6 protein-coding genes are annotated in these 4,790 nt (G+C 58.3%); all 6 read left to right on the top strand.

Annotated features, from left to right (window positions below; translation table 11 throughout):
• Positions 1 to 928: acetate kinase (locus tag Q1K49_RS02870; RefSeq protein ID WP_300522573.1), on the top strand; the 928-nt coding region annotated here is incomplete at its 5' end.
• Between the two features lie 140 nt (positions 929 to 1,068).
• On the top strand, positions 1,069 to 1,548 hold the full coding sequence (locus tag Q1K49_RS02875) for a DUF177 domain-containing protein (RefSeq protein WP_300522575.1): 480 nt from the start codon (positions 1,069 to 1,071) through the stop codon (positions 1,546 to 1,548).
• A complete protein-coding gene (rpmF, locus tag Q1K49_RS02880; protein ID WP_029166327.1) occupies positions 1,548 to 1,739 on the top strand; it encodes a 50S ribosomal protein L32 in 192 nt (63 codons plus the stop codon). Before Q1K49_RS02875 ends, rpmF begins: the two co-directional genes overlap by 1 nt.
• A 490-nt stretch (positions 1,740 to 2,229) precedes the next feature.
• On the top strand, positions 2,230 to 2,820 hold the full coding sequence (fapR, locus tag Q1K49_RS02885) for a transcription factor FapR (protein ID WP_300522584.1): 591 nt from the start codon (positions 2,230 to 2,232) through the stop codon (positions 2,818 to 2,820).
• 44 nt (positions 2,821 to 2,864) lie between these two features.
• Positions 2,865 to 3,875: a phosphate acyltransferase PlsX gene (gene plsX, locus Q1K49_RS02890; RefSeq protein WP_300522579.1), complete on the top strand. Its 1,011-nt coding sequence runs from the start codon at positions 2,865 to 2,867 to the stop codon at positions 3,873 to 3,875.
• Positions 3,872 to 4,790 (top strand): beta-ketoacyl-ACP synthase III (locus Q1K49_RS02895; protein ID WP_300522582.1); only part of this gene is annotated, 919 nt, incomplete at its 3' end. The genes plsX and Q1K49_RS02895, both read left to right, overlap by 4 nt.

A 4,790-nucleotide genomic window follows, 5' to 3' on the forward strand; every position in this document is an offset into this window, starting at 1 on the left:
ACATCGGGTCGTTCACGGCGGTGAGAAATTCGCCAAATCCGTGGTTGTCACGGCGGATGTCCTCAGGACCATCGACGAGTGCACGCCCTTCGCTCCTCTGCACAACCCCGCGAATCTCCTCGGCATCAAGTCTATGATGGAAATCCTTCCCAAGGTTCCGCAGATCGCCGTCTTCGACACGGCTTTCCATCAGACCATGCCGGAGCGGGCCTTTATCTACGGGGTTCCCTATCACTACTACGAGACGTATCGCGTGCGGCGATTCGGTTTTCACGGAACGAGTCACCTGTATGTGGCGCACCGCGCGGCGGCGATGCTTGAAAAACCTCTCGAAAATCTGAAGATCGTCACCTGCCATCTCGGCAACGGCAGTTCCATCGCCGCCGTGGACGGGGGCAGGTCGGTGGACACGACGCTCGGGTTCGGCACCGTCTCGGGGGTCCTCATGGGGACCCGGTGCGGTGATGTTGATCCCGTGGCAGTGCTTCATCTCATGCAGGAGGAAGGGCTGGATTCCAAAGCCATGAGTCACGTGCTTCACAAGGATAGCGGTGTGCTGGGTATCTCAGGTATCAGTAGCGATCTTCGGGATGTTGAGGATGCCGCGGCGGGTGGAAACCGCCGGGCGAAACTCGCGCTCGATATCCTCTGCTATGGCGTGAAGAAATATATCGGTGCCTATGCGGCGGCCATGGGAGGACTGGATGCGGTGGTCTTCACCGCCGGTGTGGGGGAGAACTCGGTTCTCGTCCGGGAGATGGTATGCGAGGGATTGGAATTCCTCGGAGCCCTCTTCGACAAATCCAAGAATGCCGTGCGAGGGAAAGAGGCCTTCATCTGCAAGCCCGATTCCAGGGTGGCGCTTCTCGTCGTCCCCACGAACGAGGAACTTGTCATCGCGAGAGACACCCTGTCGCTGGTTTCCTGAGGAAACGCCGACGTGACACCGGCGAGGTGGTGTGTGCAATGATGTGGGAGGCCATGCCGGAATCGTGGCATTTCCGTGTTTCTTCAGGGCAAAAGACCCCGGGAGAGGAAAAACGCTATTCCTGGGAGTTAAGAAGCCCCATGAGCATTTTCTATTGGGGGCAGGAATATCGCTTTCCCGAGGGCTTTTCCGTGAACACGTCGGTTTTCCGGCTGAAGGACGCAACGCAGGTGGACCTCCACGTCGAGGGAGAGGCATTTGTTCCGTGTGCCCGGTGTCTTCGTCCCGTTTCTCTTGCCATAAACGAAAATTTCGTGTATTTTTATACACTGCGGCCTGAAGGTGATCAAAGCGAAGAAGAGGACAGCACGGACCAGGAGCGCGTTGTCATCCTCCGTGAGGCAACCGATGTCATTGATGTTCGGGAGCAGGTATGGGAGACGCTTCTCGAATCGTTGCCCGCCAAGGCCCTTTGTGACGAAGGATGCCTCGGGATCTGTCCCCGATGCGGCGCCGACCTGAACGAGGGGTCGTGTGCGTGTGTCCGTGATGTGGATCCCCGGCTTGCTGCGTTGTTTCCGTTGCAGGAGAAGAACGAAACCGAAGGAGGAGAACACTGATGGCGGTACCGAAAAGGAGGGTGTCGCACGCGCGCACCCATAACCGGAAGGCCCATTGGCTGGGAGATCTGAGTATGCCCTCCACGGGAACCTGTCCCCATTGCGGGGAGCCCGTGCTGAGCTATCGTGCCTGCCGTGCCTGCGGCCACTACAGAGGACGCAAAGTGGCGGAAGGCAAGGAAGAAGCGTAAGGCGCACTTCTTTTTCCTGAACCCGGGAGGGGGAGTGGACGTGACACAGACTGTGTGTTGCGTCCACTTTCCCTTTTTGGCTGTTTTGTTTCCCCGGAACTGCTCTGCGAGGCAGTCCGCAAGACGAAGATGCTTCTTCCGTCAAAATGTACCATTCCGAGCGAGCGTTCCTTCTGGTCTTTTCTCCCCCGGTATGCCTGATGTCTTTTCGTAAAAATCGCCCTTCCTGAAAAAACTCCTGTAAAACACCGCTGTCCAGAAAACTCCCCGGAAAAAATTCTTACGACTGCATGTCCCTTTGTGGAGAGCCTGATCGTGCATGGAGCCACGAAAAGGTGTACGGCGTGTCGAGGTTTTACGGCCTTCCAGGGGGAAATGCGCCATTTTGCCGGAAATCGCATTCCCCATCTTGACCAAAAAGCGGGTTCCCCCATATACTTTCCCGGTAGCGGTTGCTGTTAATACCTGCTGTCAAAAGGAGGGGGTCGCACTGGCTCGGTCGGTGTATCGAAAGCTTCGACATCAGAAGCTTCTCTCCCTTTTGGATTCGGATCCTCTTCGTACCGACGAGGAACTCGCAGGTCTTTTGAGAGCCAGCGTGAGCACGATACGGCTGGACAGGGCCCTTCTCGGCATTCCCGAACTTCGGGAGCGGACGCGGCTGATGGCGGAAAAGGCCACAAGTCGCCTCAGATCCCTTCGGTACGACGAAGTCGTGGGCGAACTCGTCGATCTCGAACCCAACGTGTGGGGACTTTCCATTCTTCAGACCGACGGTTCCATGGCTTTCCGGCACACATCCCTTTTGAGCGATCATCATATTTACGCGATGGCGAGTTCTCTGGCCATTGCGGTCATCGGGGCGGACATGGTCATCACGGGTTCCGCCAGGGTCAGGTACAGAGCACCTGTCTATGTCGGGGACAAACTTGTGGCTCGTGCAAAGGTAGGCACGTCCAAGGGAAACAAATTCGTCGTGAGCGTGCGCATTCGTGTCGACGAGGTGGAGAAATTTCTCGGACGCTTCATCGTCGTGGTCGTTCCCGAGGCGGAGACCACGAAACCCGGTGATTCCCTCTGAAACGGAGACAATGTCGGAGCCTTGGCCGGAGAGAGGTGGAGAGTATGCATCTGGCTCTTGATGTGATGGGGGGGGACCACGCTCCGATGGAAATCTGTCGGGGTGCCGTTCTGGCCTGTCGGGAGTTCCAGGATCTGGAAATCGCCCTCGTCGGGCAGGGACCTGTGGTGGAAAGAACCCTGGAGGAAATCGGCCACAGGGACGAGAAGCGGCTTCATATCGTGCATGCGGAAGAGATCATCGGTATGGATGAATCTCCCTCGGTGGCGATACGTAAGAAGCGCCGGTCGAGCATGCGGATCGCCATGGAAATGGTGCGTTCCAGGGAGGCGGAGGGATGCGTCTCCGCAGGGAACACCGGAGCCATCGTCGCCGGCGGCGTTCTTGTGGTGGGACGTATCCCCGGGATCGAACGACCTGCACTCGGCGCGCCACTTCCGGTTCTCAACCGGGTGTCCCTGCTGCTCGACGTGGGAGCCACCGTGCGGTGCAAGCCCATACATCTCTATCAATTCGCCGTTATGGGCGAAGTCTACATGCGGTGCATCATGGGCATACAACGTCCCGAAATCGCTCTGCTCTCCAACGGCGAGGAGGAGATCAAGGGAGACGAGGTCGTCATGGAGACCAGGGAGCTTCTGCGGAAGAATTCTTCCCACAGCTTCGTCGGCTACGTGGAGGGAAAAGACGTCCCGAGAGGCGTGGCGGATGTGGTCGTCTGTGACGGCTTCACCGGAAACATTCTCCTCAAGTTCGGCGAAGGAATCGTCCACGGCGTGTATGATCTTCTCCGGGAAGAAATCAGCAGACGCTTGCTCCCCAAGGTCGGAATGATCTTCATGATTCCGATGTTCAAGGATATATGGCGTCGTTTCGATTACGAACAGTACGGCGGCACTCCGTTGCTCGGCGTGGACGGCGCGGTCGTGAAAGCCCACGGCAGGTCCAAAGCCACGGCGATTTCGAGCGCTCTCCGGGTTGCCAGGGATTTTGCCCGGAGGAAGGGCGTCGCCATGATTCGGGAGGAATTGGTCCAGAGAGGAGATGCTCCATGAGTTTGTTCTCCGGGAAAGCAGTGAGCCTTTGGGGGACCGGCATGCACGTTCCCGAGCGCATTCTGACGAATCAGGAACTGGAACAGATGGTGGACACGTCGAACGAATGGATTCTGGAACGCACGGGAATCCGCGAGCGGCATATCGTCGCTCCGGAGGAACAGACGAGCGATCTGGCTGTCGAAGCAGGCCGAATCGCTCTCGAACGGGCTGGGCTCGCTCCGGAAGAGCTGGACATGGTCATCGTGGCCACGAATTCCCCCGACACGATTTTCCCCTGTACCGCAGCGAAGGTTCAGGGGAGGCTCGGCGCGAAAAAAGCGGGTGCTTTCGATGTGCAGTCGGGCTGCACCGGGTGTGTGTATGCCTTGACCGTCGCCGTTTCGGGCATTGCCGCAGGTGTTTGGCGGCATGTGCTGGTCGTCGGGGCTGAGGCGCTTTCCCGTCTTATCAACTGGCAGGACAGAAACACCTGTGTTCTTTTCGGGGATGGAGCCGGAGCGTGCGTGCTCGGTCCCCGTCGGGAAGGAGACGGTCGATTCGTTGCCGCGGCACTTCGGGCGGACGGGACGAAGCACGACCTCATCAGTCTTCCTGCCGGCGGCTCGGAAAGGCCCGCCTCGAAGGAAACCCTCGAAGAGGGAGCTCATTTCGTGCACATGAAAGGCAACGAGGTTTTCAAGTTCGTCAACAGGGAACTGCCTCCGTTCCTTCAGTCCTTCTGCGAGACTTCGGGGATCGAGCCGGGGCAGGTGGACTGGTGGATCTTTCATCAGGCGAACTGGCGTATCATGGAGGGTATTCTCCGACGCTTCGGCGTCTCTCCGGAGCGAGCCGTGGTGAATCTGGACCGGTACGGGAACACTTCGGCTGCGTCGGTCTTTTTGGCCCTTTGTGAAGCGCTCGACGACGGCC

The sequence above is a fragment of the Aminiphilus sp. genome (genome assembly GCF_029975095.1).
In the GTDB taxonomy this organism is placed as follows: domain Bacteria; phylum Synergistota; class Synergistia; order Synergistales; family Aminiphilaceae; genus Aminiphilus.